The organism is Pseudomonas sp. DrBHI1, from assembly GCF_002205115.1.
GTDB classification, from domain to species: Bacteria; Pseudomonadota; Gammaproteobacteria; order Pseudomonadales; family Pseudomonadaceae; genus Aquipseudomonas; species Aquipseudomonas mosselii.
This window is the reverse complement of record NZ_NIBE01000123.1, coordinates 2,225-21,962: the sequence shown is the minus strand read 5'-3', so window position 1 is coordinate 21,962 and position 19,738 is coordinate 2,225. Positions and strand designations below refer to the sequence as shown.

Genomic DNA, 19,738 nt, shown 5'->3' with positions numbered 1-19,738 from the left:
CTGGAGCCTGAAAGCGCCGCCTACAACATCCCTTCGGCCCTGCGCCTGAAGGGCGAGCTGAACATCGAGGCCCTGCGCAGCAGCTTCGCCACGCTGATCGCCCGTCACGAAACCCTGCGTACTACCTTCAGGCAGCAGGGCGACAGTGCCCAGCAGGTGGTGCACCCGACGCTCGATGTTCCGCTGCAGGTCGTTTCGGCTGCCCTGGATGAGCCGGCGTTGCAGGCCTGGGTCGAGGCCCAGGTGCGCGAGCCGTTCAACCTCGAGCACGGCCCGCTGCTGCGCGCCCGCCTGCTGCGCCTGGCCGCCGACGAACACGTACTGGTGCTGACCCTGCACCACATCGTCGCTGACGGCTGGTCGATGCCGATCATGGTCGACGAACTGGTGCGCGGCTATGAAAGCCATCTGCAGGGTAAGGCCCCGCAGCTGCCGGCCCTGGCGTTCCAGTACGCCGACTATGCCGCCTGGCAGCGCCAGTGGATGGAGGCCGGCGAGCAACGGCGCCAGCTGGACTACTGGCAAGCGCGCCTGGGCAGTACCCAGCCGATCCTCGAACTGGCCACCGACCGCCCACGCCCGGCCGTGCAGCAATACGACGGTGCTCGCCTGCAGGTGAGCCTGGAACCGGGCCTGGTCGCCCAGCTCAAGGCACTGGCCGGGCAACAGGACGTGACCCTGTTCATGCTCCTGCTGGCTTCGTTCCAGGCCTTGCTGCATCGCCATTCCGGTCAGGCCGATATCCGCGTCGGCGTGCCGGTGGCCAACCGCACCCGGGCCGAGACCGAAGGGCTGATCGGCTTCTTCGTCAACACCCTGGTGCTGGATGCCCGCTTCCAGCCGCAACTGCGCTTCGACGAATTGTTGCAACAGGTCAAGCACACCGCCCTGGGTGCTCAGGCGCACCAGGAGCTGCCCTTCGAGCAACTGGTCGAGGCCCTGCAGCCGGAGCGCAGCCTGAGCCATAGCCCACTGTTCCAGGTGATGTTCAACCATCAGACCCAGGTGCTGGGCGAGTCCCGCGAACTGGCGGGCCTCAGCCTGCAGGGGCTGGTCTCGGACAAGCAGACCGCGCAGTTCGACCTGACCCTGGACACTGCCGAGCACGAAGGCGGCCTGAGCGCGACCCTGACCTACGCCACCAGCCTGTTCGAGGCTGCCAGCGTGGCGCGCATGGCCGAGCATTGGTGCAACCTGCTGCAGGGCATCTGCCAGGACGCCGGGCAGCGGGTTGCCGAACTGCCGTTGCTGAGCCGCGAGGAGCGCGAGCGCACCCTGCGCGCCTGGAACGACAGCGCCGCCGACTACCCTCGCGGGCAGACCGTCCAGCAGCTGATCGAGGCGCAAGCCGCGCGTACGCCGCAGGCCATCGCCGCGGTGCTGGGCGAGCAGTCGCTGAGCTACGAGCAACTGAACCGTCGCGCCAACGCCCTGGCCCATCATCTGCGCAGCCTGGGCGTCGGCCCCGATGTGCTGGTGGGGATCGCTGTGGAGCGCAGCCTGGACATGCTGGTCGGCCTGCTGGCGGTGCTCAAGGCCGGTGGCGCCTATGTACCGCTAGACCCGCAGTTCCCCGAGGACCGCCTGGCCTACATGATGGAGGACAGCCGTATCGCGCTGCTGCTGACCCAGTCCGGCCTGCTGCAGCGCCTGCCGATTCCGCCGCAGGTGCACAGCCTGTGCCTGGACCGGCCGCTGCCGGCCGAGCACGGCGAGGACAACCCGCGCCAGCTGGCACTGCCGGACAACCTCGCCTACGTGATCTATACCTCCGGCTCCACCGGCAAGCCCAAGGGCGTGACCATCCGCCACGACGCGCTGGTCAACTTCCTCTGCAGCATGGCGCGCCAGCCGGGCATCGATGCCTCGGACAAGGTGCTGTCGCTGACCTCGCTGTCGTTCGACATTGCCGGCCTTGAGCTGTACCTGCCGTTGCTGCGCGGCGCCCGCGTGGTGCTGCTGGGCGAGCAGGTGAACAAGGACCCGCAGGCCTTGCTGGCGGTGATCCAGGCCCAGGCGGTCAGCGTCGTCCAGGCCACGCCATCGACCTGGCGCATGCTGCTGGATGCCGCGGCGCCCGGGGCCTTCGCCGGCAAGAAGGTGTTGTGTGGCGGCGAGGCGCTGAGCGCCGAGCTGGCCCAGCGCCTGATTGCCCAGGCCGGGCATGTGTGGAACGTCTACGGCCCGACCGAGACCACCATCTGGTCGGCCTGCCACTACCTGACCGCCAGCGACGACGTATGGCTGGGCCGTCCGCTGGCCAACACCCGCCTGCATGTGCTCGGCGCCGAGCTGGACGTGTTGCCGCAAGGCGCGCGCGGCGAGCTGCTGATCGGCGGCGATGGCCTGGCGCGCGGCTACCACAACCGTCCGGGGCTGACCGCCGAACGCTTCGTGCCGGATCCGTTCGCCAGCGAGCCGGGCGCGCGCCTGTACCGCACCGGCGACCTGACCCGCTACCGCGACGACGGCGTGATCGAGTATGTCGGGCGTCTGGACCATCAGGTGAAGATCCGTGGCTTCCGTATCGAGCTGGGCGAAATCGAGGAGCGCCTGCTGCTGCACCCGGCGATCCGCGAGGCCGCGGTGATCGATATCGACGGTGCGGCCGGCAAGCAATTGGCGGCCTACCTGGTGCTGCACGACGCGCAGCAAGGCGTGGAAGCGCTGCGCGGCGAGCTGCGCGCGCACCTGAAGGCCGGCCTGCCGGACTACATGGTGCCGGGCCACCTGGTGGGCCTGGCGCGCATGCCCCAGACCCCCAACGGCAAGCTGGACCGCAAGGCCCTGCCGCTGCCGGACGCCAGCCAACTGCAGCCAGCCCATGTGGCGCCGGTCACGGAGCTGGAGCGCAAGCTGGCGGTGATCTGGGCCGAGGTGCTGCACGTCGAGCGGGTGGGCCTGCAGGACAACTTCTTCGACCTCGGTGGGCACTCGCTGCTGATCGTCCAGGTGATCGGCCGGGTGCGTGAGCAACTGGGCGTCGATCTGAGCCTGAACGAGCTGTTCGAGCAGGCCACCCTGGGCGATTTCAGCCAGGTGGTCGAACGCAAGTCGGGGCAGGTCGCCAACGCCCATGACGAACTGACTAAATCCCTGGAGGCCTTGAAACGTCTTACTGCACAGGAAATAGATAATCTGATCGCTTAGCGGGAGACATTCAAAGTGCAAGAGCTGCTCGACTCCGTAAAGTCGCTGTCCACCAGGGAGCGCAAGGCATTGGCAGCCTTGCTCAAGCGCCAGGGTGTCAACCTCTACGGGGTCACCCCGATCTTCAGAAGGGAATCTGCGGACGGGGCAGCGCTTTCATACGCACAGCAGCGCCAGTGGTTCCTCTGGCAGCTCGATCCGCACAGCGCCGCCTATAACATTCCGGCGGCGCTGCGGCTCAAGGGCGCGCTGGACATCGAAGCATTGCAGCGCAGCTTCGACAGCCTGGTGGCGCGCCACGAGACCCTGCGCACGACCTTCCGCCAGGAGGGTGACGGCGCGGTGCAGATCGTCCATCCGTCGATGCCGCTGGCATTGGCGGTGGAGCCGTTGGCGGTTGCCGATCCGGCCAGCCTGGAAGCGGCCATCCGCGCGCGGGTGGAGGTCGAGGTGCAACAACCCTTCGACCTGCAACAGGGCCCGCTGCTGCGGGTCAGGCTGCTGGTGCTGGGGCCTGAAGAGCATGTGCTGATCCTCACCGTGCACCATATCGTCTCCGATGGCTGGTCCACGCCAATTTTGGTGGACGAGCTGATCCGTCTTTACCAAGGCTTGCGCCAGGGCTCGCCAGTGACCCTGGCCGAGCTGCCGATCCAGTACGCCGACTACGCGGTGTGGCAGCGTGACTGGATGGAAGCCGGCGAGCAGGAACGCCAGCTCGGCTACTGGCGCCAGCAACTGGCCGGCGAGCAACCGCTGCTGGAGCTGCCCGTCGACCGTCCGCGGCCGTCGGTGCAGAACTTCCACGGCGCGCGCCTGGCCATCGATATCGATGCCTCCCTGGCGCAGGCACTCAAGGCCTTGGCCCGCCAGCACGGAGTGACCCTGTTCATGCTGTTGCTGGCGTCGTTCCAGACGCTGCTGCACCGCTACAGCGGGCAGGCCGATATCCGTGTCGGCGTACCGGTGGCCAACCGTGCCCGTGCCGAAACCCAGGGGCTGATCGGCTTCTTCGTCAATACCCAGGTGCTCAAGGCCGAGTTCGCGCCGCAGATCACCTTCACCGCGTTGCTGCAGCAGGTCCGCGAGGCCGCGCTGCAGGCCCAGGCGCACCAGGACCTACCGTTCGAACAGCTGGTCGAGGCGCTGCAGCCCGAGCGCAGCATGAGCCACAACCCGCTGTTCCAGGTGCTGTTCAACCACCAGGCCGAAAGCCCGGGCATGGCCCGTCAGCTGGGTGAGCTGCAGGTCGAGGGCTTGAGCTGGGAAGGGCAGACCACCCAGTTCGACCTGATCCTCAACACCGCCGAACACGACGGCGGGCTGATCGCGGCACTGACCTACGCCACCTCGCTATTCGACCCGGCCACGGTCGAGCGCATCGGCCGGCATTGGCGCAACCTGTTGCAGGGCATCTGCCAGGACCACGCGCAGCGTGTGGCGCAATTGCCGTTGCTCGACATGGCTGAGCAAGGCGAGTGGAAAGCCGAAGTGCAGCGCTACCCAAGCACGCTGTGCGCCCATGAGCTGATCGAGGCGCAGGCGGCGCGTACGCCTGAGGCGATTGCCGTGACTTTCGCCGGGCAGGCGTTGAGCTATGACCAGCTCAACCGCCGCGCCAACCGTCTGGCCCACAAGCTGCGCGAGCAGGGCGTGGGGCCGGATGTGCTGGTGGGTATTGCGGTGGAGCGCGGGTTCGAGATGATCGTCGGCCTGCTGGCGATCCTGAAGGCCGGTGGTGCTTATGTACCGCTGGATCCGGAGTACCCGCAGGACCGTCTGAGCTACATGATGGAAGACAGCGGCATTCAACTGCTGCTGACGCAAGGTCATCTGCTGGCCGATCTGCCCGTGCCGGCGCAGGTTCGCAGCCTGAAGCTGGAAGACGACCTGGCCGGTTACAGTGATCAGAACCCTGATCACCTGACCCAGCCGGACAACCTGGCCTATGTGATCTACACCTCTGGCTCGACCGGCAAGCCGAAAGGCACGCTGCTGCCGCATCACAACCTGATGCGTCTGTTCAAGGCCACCGATGCCTGGTTCGGCTTCGGCCCGCAGGATGTGTGGACGCTGTTCCACTCGTACGCGTTCGACTTCTCGGTGTGGGAGATTTTCGGCGCGCTGCTGCACGGCGGTCGCCTGGTGATCGTGCCGCGTGAGGTGACCCGTTCGCCGGAAGACTTCCACCAACTGCTGGTGGAGCAGGGCGTGACCGTACTGAACCAGACCCCGTCGGCGTTCAAGCCGCTGATGCGGGTGGCCTGTGACAGTGCTGATGATCTGGCACTGCGCTATGTGATCTTCGGTGGCGAAGCCCTGGATGTGGCGGCACTGCAACCGTGGTTCGAGCGTTTCGGCGAGGACTGCGACAACCTGATCAACATGTACGGCATCACCGAGACCACGGTCCATGTGACCTACCGGCCGATCCGCTTTGCCGATACGCAACAGCCGGGCAGCCCGATCGGTGCGGCGATCCCGGACCTGTCGATGTATGTACTGGATGCCGATTTCAACCCGGTGGCCAAGGGCTGCACGGGCGAGCTGCACGTCGGTCACGCCGGCCTGGCGCGCGGTTACCACAACCGTGCTTCGCTGACCGCCGAACGCTTTGTGCCGGATCCGTTCTCCAGCGAAGGCGGGCGCCTGTACCGCACCGGCGACCTGGCGCGTTATCGCGGCCAGGAGGTGATCGAGTACGTGGGCCGGATCGACCATCAGGTGAAGATCCGAGGCTTCCGTATCGAACTGGGCGAGATCGAGGCGCGCCTGCAAGAGCACGATGCCGTGCGCGAAGTGCTGGTGCTGGATATCGACGGGGCAGGGGGCAAGCAACTGGCGGCCTACCTGATCGCTCAAGACCCATCCACCGACCACGCCGCCCTGCGCGACACGCTGAAACAGCACCTGAAAGCCAACCTGCCGGACTACATGGTCCCGACCCACTTCCTGGTGCTGGAGCAGTGGCCGCTGACGGCCAACGGCAAGCTGGACCGCAAGGCCCTGCCGAAGCCCGACGCCAGCCAGCTACAACAGGGCTACGTGGCCCCGCGTACGGCGCTGGAGCAACAACTGGCCGCGATCTGGAGTGAAGTGCTGAAAGTCGAGCAGGTTGGCTTGCACGACAACTTCTTCGAGCTCGGCGGTCATTCGCTGCTGGCCACCCAGGTGACCTCGCGCATCCGCCAGCGTCTGGACCTGGAGGTCCCGCTGCGCAGCCTGTTCGAGTCCGCCGACCTTCTGGCCTTCGCCCAGGCCGCCGGCCAAGGCTCGGCCAGCCAGGCGCCTGCATTCACTGCCGTGGACCGCAACCAGCCGCTGCCGCTGTCCTACGCCCAACAACGCCAGTGGTTCCTCTGGCAGCTGGAGCCTGAAAGCGCCGCCTACAACATCCCTTCGGCCCTGCGCCTGAAGGGCGAGCTGAACATCGAGGCCCTGCGCAGCAGCTTCGCCGCGCTGATCGCCCGTCATGAAACCCTGCGCACCACCTTCCATCAGGAAGGCGAGCAGACCTGGCAGCGCATCCACCCGGCCAGCGACTTCGACCTGGCTGTTGATGCGGTCAGCGCTGACGACTTGCAAGCGCGGGTGGCCGAAGAAGCCCGCCAGCCATTCCACCTGGAAAACGGCCCGCTGCTGCGTGCCCGCCTGCTGCGCCTGGCCGAAGACGACCATGTGCTGGTGCTGACCCTGCACCATATCGTCGCCGACGGCTGGTCGATGCCAATCATGGTCGACGAGGTGGTGCGCCTGTATGCCGGCTACTGTCAGGGCGCTGCCGCGCCACTGCCGGCCCTGGCGTTCCAGTACGCCGACTACGCCGCCTGGCAGCGCCAGTGGATGGCCGCTGGCGAGCAGACCCGCCAGCTGGACTACTGGCGCGGACAGCTGGGCGACGAGCAGCCAGTGCTGGAACTGCCGCTCGACCGTCCGCGTCCGCTGCTGCAGAGCCATGTCGGCGAGCGCCTGGACATCACCCTCGAGCGCGAGCTGGCCGAGGCCCTGAAGACTACGGCGCGCGAACAGGGCGTGACCCTGTTCATGCTGCTGCTGGCCTCGTTCCAGAGCCTGCTGCATCGCGTGTCCGGGCAAACCGATATCCGCGTCGGCGTGCCGATTGCCAACCGCACCCGCGCCGAAACCGAAGGCCTGATCGGCTTCTTCGTCAACACCCAGGTACTCAAGGCCGAGTTCGACCTGCGCACCACCTTCGGCGAGCTGCTGCAGCAGGTCAAGCACACCGCCCTGCAGGCCCAGGCCCACCAGGACCTGCCCTTCGAGCAACTGGTCGAGGCGCTGCAGCCCGAGCGCAGCCTGAGCCAAAGCCCGTTGTTCCAGGTGATGTTCAACCACCAGACCTACCGCGCAGGCGATGCCCGTCAACTGCCGGGGTTGACCGTGGAAGGGCTGGCCTGGGACAACCACACCGCTCAGCTGGACCTGAGCCTGGACACCTTCGAGAGCGACGACGGCCTGGGCGCAAGCCTGACCTATGTCAGCGAGCTGTTCGAGCGCGCCACCGTCGAGCGCCTGGCCGGCTACTGGCTGGTCCTGCTGCGCGCCATCGCCCGGCAGCCGCAGCAGGCGATCAGCGACCTGGCGCTGCTGGACTTCGAGCAACAGCAGCAGCTGGCGAGCGGGTCCGAACAATCTGCCGATTTCAGCGCCGCCCCTTGCGTGCACCAGCTGTTCGAGGCGCAGGCCGCCCAGGCCCCGCAAGCCGTGGCGCTGGTCTGCGAGGGCAAGCAACTGACCTACCAGGCGCTGAACCGCCGCGCCAACCGCATTGCCCACAAGCTGCGCGCCCTCGGTGTCGGCCCGGACGTACCGGTCGGCATCGCCATCGAGCGCGGCCTGGACATGGTGGTCAGCGTGCTGGCGGTGCTCAAGGCCGGCGGCGCCTATGTGCCGCTGGACCCCGACTACCCCCACGACCGGCTGGCCTACATGATCCAGGACAGCGGCCTGCGCCTGCTGCTGACCCAGTCGGGCGTGCTGGCGCGCCTGAACGTTGCCCCAGAGGTCTGCAACCTGTGCCTGGACCAGGGCGACGACTGGCTGCAAGGCTGCGTCGAGGACGACCTGGCCAACCTGACCCAGGCGGACAACCTGGCGTACATCATGTACACCTCCGGCTCCACTGGCCGCCCCAAGGGCGTTGGCATCAGCGCCGCGGCCCTGCGCGGGCACGTGCTGGGCTTCGTCGGCCGCTTCGGGCTGACGGCGGCGGACCGGGCGCTGCAGTTCTCCACCTTCAACTTCGACGCCTTCGTCGAGCAGCTGTATCCGGCGCTGGTCTGCGGCGCCCGCGTGGTGCTGCGCGGCCAGGCGCTGTGGGACAGCGAGACCTGGTACCGCCAGGTGCTGGAGCAGGGCGTGACCTTCAGCGACCTGCCGACCGCCTACTGGCACATGCTGGCCAAGGACTTCGCCGCCCACGGGCCGCGGGATTACGGCCAGCTGCGCCGCGTGCACATGGGCGGCGAAGCCATGGCCGCCGATGGCGTACTGGCCTGGCGCGCCGCGGGGCTGGCCGGTGTGCGGCTGGTCAACACCTACGGCCCGACCGAGGCTACGGTGTGCATCACCAGCCATGACTGCAGCGACTATGTCACTGGCCAGGCCGCCTTGCCCGGCCAGATCCCGATCGGCCAGGCCCTGCCCGGACGCAGTGTCTACCTGGTCGATGCGGCCGGCAACCTGGCCTTGCCGGGTTCGATCGGCGAGCTGCTGGTGGGCGGCGAGCTGCTGGCCCGGGGTTACCACAACCGCCCGGGCCAGAGCGCCGAACGCTTCATTCCCGACCCGTTCGGCGCCAGTGCCGGTGGGCGCCTGTACCGCACCGGCGACCTGGCGCGCTTGCGCGCCGATGGCGTCATCGAGTTCGTCGGCCGGGTCGACCATCAGGTGAAGATCCGCGGTTTCCGTATCGAGCTGGGCGAGATCGATGCCCGCCTGCGCGAGCACCCGGGGGTGCGCGAGGCGCTGGTGATCGACATCGACGGCGCGGGCGGCAAGCAACTGGCGGCCTACCTGGTGCCGAGCGCGCAGGCCGGTGACGATCTGCGTGCCGACCTGTTGCGTCACCTGAAGGCCGGCCTGCCGGAGTACATGGTGCCCGCGTACCTGGTGTTCCTCGAGGCGATGCCGCAGACGCCGAACGGCAAGCTCGACCGCAAGGCCTTGCCCAAGCCTGACGCCAGCCAGGCGCAAGCGGACTACGTGGCGCCGCGCAGCGAGCTGGAGCAACGCCTGGCCGCGATCTGGGCCGAGGTGCTCAAGGTCGAACAAATCGGCCTGCACGACAACTTCTTCGAGCTCGGCGGCCACTCGCTGCTGGCGACCCAGGTGATTGCCCGAGTGCGCCAGGGGCTGGGCCTGGAGCTGGCGTTGCGCAGTCTGTTCGAGTGCCCCGACCTGCAAGGCTTCGCCGCGCTCGCCGCACAAGGCAGTACCAGCCTGGCTCCGGCGTTGCTGCCGGTGGACCGCGGCCAGCCGCTGGCGCTGTCCTATGCCCAGCAGCGCCAGTGGTTCCTCTGGCAACTGGAGCCGGGCAGCGCCGCCTATCACATCCCCGCCGTCCTGCAACTCAAAGGCCGGCTTAACCTGGAAGCGCTGCGCCAGGCGTTCGAGGCCCTGGTGGCCCGTCACGAAAGCCTGCGTACCACCTTCCACCAGGAGGGCGGACAAGCGCTGCAGCGCATTCACCCGGCGAGCACCTTCACCCTGGTCATGGAGTCGCTCCAGGACACCCGCGCCGAGGCGGTTCGCGAGCGCGTGGCCCGCGAAGTGCAGCGCCCGTTCGACCTGAGCCAGGGGCCGCTGCTGCGGGTACGCCTGCTACGCCTGGCCGAGGACGATCACGTGCTGGTGCTGACCCTGCACCACATCGTCGCCGATGGCTGGTCGATGCCGATCATGGTCGACGAAGTGGTCGACGCCTACCTGGCCTTGAGCCAGGGCCAGCAACCCGAGCTGCCTGCCCTGGCCGTGCAGTACGCCGACTACGCCGCCTGGCAGCGCCAGTGGATGGAGGCCGGCGAGCAGGCCCGCCAGCTGGACTACTGGCTGGCGCAGCTGGGTGGCGAGCACTATGTGCTGCAACTGCCCACCGATCACCCGCGTCCCACCGTGCAGAGCCATGCCGGACGCAGCCTGACCCTCGAGGTCCCGGCGGCCCTGGCCCAGGCGCTCAAGGCGCAGGCGCGCGAGCAAGGGGTGACCTTGTTCATGCTGCTGCTGGCTTCGTTCCAGAGCTTGTTGCACCGCCAGACCGGCCAGGCCGATATCCGCGTCGGCGTGCCGATCGCCAACCGCACCCGGGCCGAGACCGAAGGGCTGATCGGCTTCTTCGTCAACACCCAGGTGCTCAAGGCCGAGTTCGACCTGCAGACCACCTTCACCGAGCTGCTGCAGCAGGTCAAGCACACCGCCCTGCAGGCCCAGGCCCACCAGGACCTGCCCTTCGAGCAACTGGTCGAGGCGCTGCAACCGGAGCGCAGCCTGAGCCACAACCCGCTGTTCCAGGTGATGTTCAACCACCAGGCCTACCGTGCGGAGAATGTCCGCGAGCTGCCGGGGCTGAGCATCGCCGGCCTGGCCTGGGACAACCCCACGGCGCATCTCGACCTGGCCCTGGACACCTTTGAGAGCGAGGACGGCCTGGGCGCGACCCTGACCTACGTCAGCGACCTGTTCGAGCACGCCAGCATCGAGCGCATGGCCGGGCACTGGCTGAACCTGTTGCAGGCGGTCAGCACCCAGCCGGCCCAGCGCATCGTCGAACTGCCGCTGCTGGATGCGGCGCAGCGCCAGACCCTCCTTGAGCAATGGAGCCGGCACGAGGCCGTCTACCCCGACCAGCGCACCGTGCAGCAGCTGATTGCCGACCAGGCCGCGCGCACGCCGCAGGCCACGGCGCTGATCTGCGAAGGGCAGCAGCTCACCTACCAGGCCCTGGACCAGCGCGCCAACCAGCTGGCCCACCGCCTGCGCCAGGAAGGCATCGGCCCGGATGTTCGCGTGGGCATCGCCCTGCCGCGCAGCCTGGACATGGTGGTCGGCCTGCTGGCGGTGCTCAAGGCCGGCGGCACTTATGTGCCACTGGACCCCGACTACCCGCACGAGCGCCTCGCCTACATGATGGAGGACAGCGGCATCGTCCTGCTGCTCGGCCACAGCGCGCAGCTGCAGGACCTGGCCGTGGCGCCGCAGGTGCGCAGCCTGTGCCTGGACAGCGAGGCTCTTGACGCCTGGCCGAGCCATGCATTGCCCGAACTGGGCGACCCCGACAACCTGGCGTACATCATGTACACCTCCGGTTCCACCGGCCGTCCCAAGGGCGTTGGCATCAGCGCCGCCGCCCTGAGCCGGCACGCCCATGTCGCCAAGGGCTTCTGCGGGCTGTCGGCGGCCGACCGGGTGCTGCAATTCTCCACCTTCAACTTCGACGCCTTCGTCGAGCAGCTGTACCCGGCGCTGATCTGCGGCGCCAGTGTGGTGGTGCGCGGCCCGACACTGTGGGACAGCGAGACCTTCTACCGCGAAGTGCTGAGCCAAGGCATCACCTTCGCCGACCTGCCGACCGCCTACTGGTACCTGCTGGCCAAGGACTTCGCAGCCAAGGGCCCGCGCGACTATGGCGTGCTGCGCCAGGTGCACATGGGTGGCGAGGCCATGGCCGCCGACGGCGTGCTGGCCTGGCAACAGGCCGGGCTCGGCCATGTGCGCCTGCTCAACACCTACGGGCCGACCGAGGCTACCGTCAGCGTCATGAGCCATGACTGCAGTGCCTATGTCACCGGCGAGCAGCCCCTGCCGGTGCAGATCCCGATCGGCAAGGCCCTGGCCGGGCGTTCGATCCACCTGGTGGATGCCGACGGCGACCTGGCCCTGCCAGGGGCCATCGGCGAGCTGCTGGTGGGTGGCGAGCTGCTGGCCCGCGGTTACCACAACCGCCCGGGGCTGACCGCCGAGCGTTTCATCCCCGATCCGTTCGCCACTACGCCGGGTGCCCGCCTGTACCGCACCGGCGACTTGGCGCGCTATCGCGAACAGGGGCTGGTCGAGTATGCCGGGCGCATCGACCACCAGGTCAAGATCCGCGGCTTCCGTATCGAGCTGGGCGAGATCGAGGCGCGCCTGCGTGAGCATCCGGCGGTGCGCGAGGTGCTGGTGGTCGATATCGACGGCCCGGGCGGCAAGCAACTGGCCGCCTACCTGGTGCCCAACGCGATGCCCGAGGAGCAGGGCGGCCTGCGCGCCGAACTGAAGGCTCACCTGGGCGCCAGCCTGCCGGACTACATGGTGCCGATGTACCTGGTGCTGCTCGAGCGCATGCCGCTGCTACCCAACGGCAAGCTCGACCGCAAGGCGCTGCCGGCCCCCGATACCCGCCAGGCACAGTCGGCCTACGTGGCCCCGGTCAGCGAACTGGAGCAGCAGTTGGCGGCGCTCTGGGCCGAGGTGCTGGAGGTCGAGCGGGTGGGCCTGAATGACGACTTCTTCGAGCTGGGCGGGCACTCGCTGCTGGCGGCCCAGCTGATTTCCAAGATCAACTCGGGCCTGGGGATCGACATCCCGCTGCGCCTGCTATTCGAGAAACCGCAATTGAATGATTTTGCCCAGGCTTGTGCCTCCACCGGCCTGTCGTTGAGCGAGGACGGCTTGTCCGATATCGAAAGAATGATGAATGAAATGGCGGGCGTCTGAGATGGACAAGAGCACAGCAGAACGTATCGCCAAGCGCTTTGTCGGCCTTGCCCTGGAGCAGCGTCGGCAGATCCTCGACAAGATGCGCGAGACCGGGCAGAGCTTCCGCCTGTTGCCGATCGCCGTCACCCGCCACGACAGCCCGCGCATCCCGCTGTCCTATGCCCAGCAGCGCATGCTGTTCCTCTGGCAGCTGGAGCCGCAGAGCAGCTTCTATAACGTGCCGATGGCGGTGCGCCTGAGCGGTTCGCTGAACCAGCAGGCCCTGGCCGAGGCCCTGGACGCGCTGGTGCGGCGTCACGAAAGCCTGCGCACGCGTTTCGTCTCCGAGGAGGGTGAGTTTCACCAGCAGGTCCTTGAGCAGTCCGGCGTGAGCCTGGAAGTACGCGAGGTACAGGCCGGGCCGGGCGAGGATATCGAACAGTGCCTGCGCACCGAGGTGCGTGAGGCACTGGATGCGCCTTTCGACCTGCTCGACGGGCCGCTGCTGCGGGTCCGGTTGCTGCGCCTGGCGCCCACCGAACATGTGCTGACGGTGTGCATGCACCATATCGTCTCCGACGGCTGGTCGGGCGAGCTGATGGTGCAGGAGTTCGTGCACCTGTACGAAGCGCTGTCCCAGGGCCGCGCCGCCGACCTGCCACCGCTCGAGGTGCAGTACGCCGACTATGCGATCTGGCAGCGCGCCTGGCTCGAGGCCGGCGAGGGCGAGCGCCAGTTGCAGTACTGGAAGCAGCAACTGGGGGACGAGCACCCGGTGCTGGAACTGCCGTTGGATCATGAGCGTCCGGCGCACCCCAGCTACCGCGGCGCGACCCTGCGCAGCGATGTGCCGGCGGCGCTGTCGGCCAAGCTCAAGGCCCAGGCGCGCAGCCAGGGCCAGACCGTGTTCATGCTGACCCTCGCGGCCCTGGCCGTGACCCTGGCGCGCTACAGCGGCCAGGCCGACATTCGCATCGGCGCGCCCAATGCCGGGCGCAACCGCAAGGAGGTCGAAGGCCTGATCGGCTTCTTCATCAATACCCAGGTGCTGCGGGTGCAGGTGGACGAGCGCCAGAGCGGCGCGGCCCTGCTGGAGCAGGTGAAGCAGGTGGTCAGCGGTGCGCAGTCGCACCAGGAACTGCCGTTCGAGCACCTGGTGGATGCCCTGGCGCCGGAGCGCAACCTGGGGCACAACCCGCTGTTCCAAGTGAAGATCAACCAGAACATGGCCGACACCGAGGCAGGCGCCCAAGCCCGGCAGATGCTGGGCGAGCTGAGCGTCAGCGGTTTCCCGGTCGAAGGCAACGACGCCCGTTTCGACCTGGCCTACGATTTCACCGAGACCCCCGACGGCCTGCAAGGCTACTTCAACTACAGCACGGACCTGTTCGAGGCCGCGACCATCGAGCGCCTGGCCGCTTCGTTCCAGGCGGTGCTGCGCACGCTCGTCGAGCACCCCGAGGCGGTGCTGTGCGAACACCCCGATGCCCAGGCCGCGCAGGTCGAGGCCAGCACCCACAGCTGGCCGCAGGCGGACTTCCTCGCCCTGTGGCGCCAGGGCCTGAACACCGGTGCCGAGCAGCCGGCGCTGCGCGCGGGTGATCGTATGGTCAGCTACGCGGAGCTGGAGCAGCAAGCCAACCGCTTCGCTCACTATCTGCAGGCACAGGGTATCGCCCCGGGCATGACCGTGGCGCTGTGCCAGGAGCGCTCCATCGAATGGGTGACCAGCCTGCTGGCCGTGCTCAAACTGGGCGCGGTGTACCTGCCGCTGGACAGCCGCCAGCCCGCCGAACGCCTGCAGCAGCTGCTGCAGGCCAGCGACGCGCGCCTGCTGGTGCACGCCTTGGGCGACGCCCAGGCGGCGGGGCTGGGCGTGTGCCCGGCGCTGGCTTTTGACGCAGCGCAGCACGGCGACCGCAGCGACCAGCCACCGGCGGTACACATCGATCCGCAGCAAGCGGCCTACATCATCTACACCTCGGGTTCCACCGGGCAGCCCAAGGGCGTGGTGATCAGCCACGGCGCACTGGCCAACTACCTGCAGGGCGTGCTGCAACGCCTCGACCTGCAACCCGGCGCCAGCCTGGCGATGGTCTCCACCGTGGCCGCGGACCTGGGCCACACCGTGCTGTTCGGCGCGCTGGCCTCGGGCCGGCTGCTGCACCTGCTGGGCCACGACCAGGGCTTCGATCCGGACGGTTTTGCCAGCTACATGGCCGAGCACCGGGTCGATGTGCTGAAGATCGTGCCCAGCCACCTGCAAGGCCTGCTGCAGGCCGCGCAGCCTGAGCGGGTGTTGCCCGAGCAGCTGCTGATCCTTGGCGGCGAGGCCAGCTCCTGGGCCCTGATCGAGCAGGTCCGGCGTCTGAAGCCCGGCTGCCGGATCATCAACCACTACGGTCCGACCGAGACCACCGTGGGCATCCTCACCCACGAAGTCGGCGAACGCCTGCCCGGCTGGCGCAGCGTGCCGGTGGGCCGGCCGCTGGACAACGGTCAGGCGCGGGTGCTGGATGCCTACCTCAACCCGCTGCCCGAGCGGGTGGCAGGCGATTTGTACCTGGGTGGCCAGGGCCTGGCCCAGGGCTATGTCGGCCAGCCGGGGCTGACCGCCGAGCGCTTCGTCCCCGACCCCTTTGGCAAGAGTGGCGAGCGGCTGTACCGTGCCGGTGACCGCGCGCGCCTGGACCAGGGCGTGCTGGAATACCTGGGGCGCGGCGACGACCAGGTGAAGATTCGCGGCTACCGGGTCGAGCCGGGCGAAGTTGGCCAGGTGCTGCAAGGCCTGCCTGGGGTCGGCGAAGCCGTGGTGCTGGCGCTGCCCCTGGACAGCGATCCGTCGCGTCTGCAACTGGTGGCCTGGGCCGTGCCGGCGGCGGGCGTCGAGTTGCAGGCCGAGGCGCTGCGCCAGGCCTTGCAGGCGCGCCTGCCGGAGTACCTGGTACCGGCACAGGTGCTGCTGCTCGAGCGCCTGCCACTGACCGCCAACGGCAAGCTGGACAAAAAGGCCCTGCCCAAGCCGGGCGTGGCCAGGCAGCGCTACACCGCGCCGGTGGGCGAAATCGAGGAGAAACTTGCCGCGATCTGGTGCGAAGTGCTCAAGCGCGAGCAAGTGGGCAGCACCGACAACTTCTTCGAGCTGGGCGGCGATTCCATCCTCAGCCTGCAGATCATCGCCCGGGCCAAGCGCCAGGGCATCAAGCTGAGCCCCAAGCAGCTGTTCGAGAAGCAGACCATCGGCCAACTGGCGGCGGTGGCCAAGCTGATCGAGAAGAAGCCGGCAGCCGAAGTGGTCGAGCTGGTGAGTGGCTCGTTGGCGTTGCTGCCGATCCAGGCGCGCTTCTTCGATACTGCGATTCCCCAGCGTCACCACTGGAACCAGGCGGTGATGCTGAGCCCACGCCAGCCGTTGACCGTGGCGTTGCTGCAGGCGGCGCTCAAGCTGCTGGTGGAGCAGCACGATGCCCTGCGCCTGCGGTTCAGCGAAGAGCAGGGGCAGTGGCATGGGCAATTCGCGCCGGTCGATGCGCAGCAGTTGCTGTGGGTGCATCAGCTGGACGACGCCGCGCGCCTGCCGGAGCTGGCCGACGAGGCCCAGCGCAGCCTGGACCTGAAGCATGGCCCGTTGCTGCGGGTGGTGCTGATCGACCTGCCCGAAGGCCAGCAGCGCCTGCTGGTGGTGATCCATCACCTGGTGGTCGACGGCGTGTCCTGGCGCGTCCTGCTCGAAGACCTGCAGGCGGCCTGCCAGGCCCTGTTGGCCGGCAAGACGCCGGTGCTGCCGGCCAAGAGCAGCTCGCTCAAGGCCTGGGCCGAGCACCTGCGCGAGCATGCCCGCAGCCCCGCGCTGGCGGCCGAGCTGGCTTACTGGCAGGCGCAGTTGCAGGGTGTCAGCGACGTCCTGCCCGGGGCGAACCCAGAGGGCGGTCAGCAGCGTAAACATGAGATCTCGGTGCGCACCCAGCTGAACGCCGAGCTGACCCGGCAACTGCTGCAGGAGGCGCCGGCCGCCTACCGCACCCAGGTCAACGACCTGTTGCTGACGGCGCTGGCACGGGTCATCCGCCGCTGGACCGGCGAGGCGCACGCGCTGATTCGCCTGGAAGGCCACGGCCGCGAAGACCTGTTCGACGACCTCGACATCACCCGCACGGTCGGTTGGTTCAGCAGCCTGTATCCATTGAAACTGACCCCGGCAAGCGACCTGGGCGCATCGATCATGGCGGTCAAGGAACAGCTGCGCGCCGTGCCGGCCAAGGGCATCGGCTACGGCGTGCTGCGCTACCTGGGCGACGAGCAGGCCCGCCAGGCCCTCGGCGCCCTGGCCCAGGGCAGCATCGTATTCAACTACCTGGGGCAGTTCGATGGCAGCTTCGACAGCGAGCAGGGCCTGTTCGTCCCGGCGCCGGAAGGCGCGGGACAGGGGCAGAGCCCGGAGGCGCCGCTGGGCAGCCTGCTCAGCATCGATGGCCAGGTCTACGCCGGTGAACTGGCCCTGGACTGGAGTTTCAGCAGCGCCGTGTTCGAGCGTGGGCAGATCCAGCGCCTGGCCGACGAGTACGCCGAGGAACTGCGCCAGCTGATCGCCCACTGCACCACCCCGGGCGTGGCGGGCGTGACGCCGTCGGACTTCCCGCTGGCCAGCCTCGACCAGCGCCAGTTGGCGGCGTTGCCGGTGGCGGCGGGCAATATCGAGGACATCTACCCGCTGTCGCCGATGCAGCAGGGCATGCTGTTCCACAGCCTCTACGAGCAGGCGGCGGGCAACTACATCAACCAGCTGCGGGTCGAGGTGCAGGGCCTGGATGTGCCACGCTTCGTCGCGGCCTGGCAGGCCACCCTGGACAGCCACGAGGTGCTGCGCAGCAGCTTCGTCAGCGGTTACGACCAGTCGCTGCAGGTTGTCCTGCGCGAGGTGCGCCTGCCGCTGGTGGAACTGGACTGGCGCGCTCAGGCCGACCTGCCGACCGCGTTGCAGGCCTGGGCCGAGGCCGACCTGCGCGCCGGCTTCGACCTGGCCAGCGGTCCGCTGCTGCGCCTGGCGGTGATCCGTACCGGCGAGCAGCACTACCAGCTGGTATTGACCAACCACCATATCCTGCTGGATGGCTGGAGCAGCTCGCGGCTGTTCGGCGAGGTGCTGCAGCGTTACGCCGGTGTCGTGCCAACGGCCAAGACCAGCCGTTACCGCGACTATATCCAGTGGCTGCAACATCAGGACCAGCAGGCCAGTGAAACCTTCTGGCGCGAGCGCCTGGCCGGGCTGGACGAGCCTACGCGCCTGGCCCAGGCCTTGCGGTCCGACGCCCAGGGGCATGGGCAGGCCGAGCATGAGGTTACGCTCGATGCACGGCGCACCCAGCGCCTGGGCGATTTTGCCCGGGAGCAGCGGGTCACCCTCAACACCCTGGTCCAGGCGGCCTGGCTGCTGCTGTTGCAGCGCTACACCGGCCAGGCCAGCGTGACCTTCGGTGCCACCGTGGCGGGTCGCCCGACCGAGCTGCCGGGCGTCGAGGAGCAGCTGGGGCTGTTCATCAACACCTTGCCGGTGGTCGCCAGCCCACGTTCCGAGCAGCGTGTTGACGAGTGGGTGCAACAGGTCCAGGCACTGAACCTGGCCTTGCGCGAGCATGAGCACACGCCGCTGTACGAGATCCAGCGCTGGGCCGGCTGGAGCGGCGAGGCGCTGTTCGACACTATCCTGGTGTTCGAGAACTACCCGGTGTCCGAGGCTTTGCAGGCCGGTGCACCCCAGGAGCTGGCGTTCGGCGAGGTGGTCAGCCAGGAACAGACCAACTATCCGCTGACGCTGGTGGCACAGGTGGGCGACAGGTTGTCGGCCAGCTTCAAGTTCGATCGCGCCCGTTACGCCGAATCGGCTGTCGGGCAGTTGGCGACGCACTTCGTCGAGCTGCTGGAAGGGCTGGCGGACGCACCGCAACGGGCCTTGGGCGAGATTGCCCTGAGCGCCGATCCGGAGCAGGTGATTGCCAGCTATCCGAGCATGGCGTGTGCCCATGAGCTGATCGAGGCGCAGGCAGCACGTACGCCTGAGGCGGTCGCCGTGACCTTCGCCGGGCAATCGCTGAGCTACGACCAGCTCAACCGCCGCGCCAACCGTCTGGCCCACAAGCTGCGCGAGCAGGGCGTGGGGCCGGATGTGCTGGTGGGTATTGCGGTGGAGCGCGGGTTCGAGATGATCGTCGGCCTGCTGGCGATCCTCAAGGCCGGTGGTGCTTATGTACCGCTGGATCCGGAGTACCCGCAGGATCGGCTCAGCTACATGATGGAAGACAGCGGCATTCAACTGCTGCTGGCTCAAGGGCATCTGCTGGCCGATCTGCCCGTACCGGCGCAGGTTCGCAGCCTGAAGCTGGAAGATGACCTGGCCGGTTACAGTGATCAGAACCCTGATCACCTGACCCAGCCGGACAACCTGGCCTATGTGATCTACACCTCGGGCTCGACCGGCAAGCCGAAAGGTACCTTGCTGCCGCATCACAATCTGCTGCGCCTGTTCAAGGCGACCGATGCCTGGTTCGGCTTCGGCCCACAGGATGTGTGGACGCTGTTCCACTCGTACGCGTTCGACTTCTCGGTGTGGGAGATCTTCGGTGCGCTGCTGCACGGCGGTCGCCTGGTGATCGTGCCGCGTGAAGTGACCCGTTCGCCGGAAGACTTCCACCAGCTGCTGGTGGAGCAGGGCGTGACCGTACTGAACCAGACCCCATCGGCGTTCAAGCCGCTGATGCGGGTGGCTTGTGACAGCGCTGATGATCTGGCACTGCGCTACGTGATCTTCGGTGGCGAGGCCTTGGACGTTGCTGCCCTGCAACCGTGGTTCGAGCGCTTCGGCGAGGACTGCGACAACCTGATCAACATGTACGGT

Annotated in this window: 3 protein-coding genes; all 3 read left to right on the top strand. The window is 67.9% G+C overall.

Annotated features, from left to right (window positions below; genetic code table 11):
• Positions 1 to 3,150 (top strand): non-ribosomal peptide synthetase (locus CC207_RS22590; protein ID WP_143496168.1); only part of this gene is annotated, 3,150 nt, incomplete at its 5' end.
• Between the two features lie 15 nt (positions 3,151 to 3,165).
• Positions 3,166 to 12,864: a non-ribosomal peptide synthetase gene (locus CC207_RS22585; RefSeq protein ID WP_088852788.1), complete on the top strand. Its 9,699-nt coding sequence runs from the start codon at positions 3,166 to 3,168 to the stop codon at positions 12,862 to 12,864.
• Between the two features lies 1 nt (position 12,865).
• A partial coding sequence (locus tag CC207_RS22580; protein ID WP_143496166.1) for a non-ribosomal peptide synthetase occupies positions 12,866 to 19,738 on the top strand: 6,873 nt, incomplete at its 3' end.